The organism is Pseudomonas sp. 32_A, assembly GCF_017490905.1.
Taxonomy (GTDB): Bacteria; Pseudomonadota; Gammaproteobacteria; order Pseudomonadales; family Pseudomonadaceae; genus Aquipseudomonas; species Aquipseudomonas inefficax.
Genome location: NZ_JAFGYI010000483.1, coordinates 1 through 245 on the forward strand (window position 1 = coordinate 1; position 245 = coordinate 245).

Annotated in this window: 1 protein-coding gene; it reads left to right on the forward strand. The window is 66.5% G+C overall.

Annotation, left to right across the window (positions count from 1 at the left end; genetic code table 11):
* Window positions 1-245: amino acid permease (locus tag J5M58_RS27525; protein WP_207880670.1), on the forward strand; the 245-nt coding region annotated here is incomplete at both ends.

The following is a 245-nucleotide window of genomic DNA, read 5'->3' on the forward strand; positions in this document are numbered from 1 at the left end:
TACGGTGATCGGTTTCCTGGGGGTGCTGGCGTTGCTGGTGCTGGTCAACGTGTTGTCGCTGGGGGTGATGACCCAGCCGGAACTGGCCGGGCTGCAGAACCCGTCGATGGCTGCCGTGCTGGAGCATGTGGTCGGCCACTGGGGTGCGGTGCTGATCAGCGTCGGCCTGATCATCTCGCTGCTCGGGGCCCTGCTGTCGTGGGTGCTGCTGTGCGCCGAGATCATGTTCGCCGCCGCCAAGGACC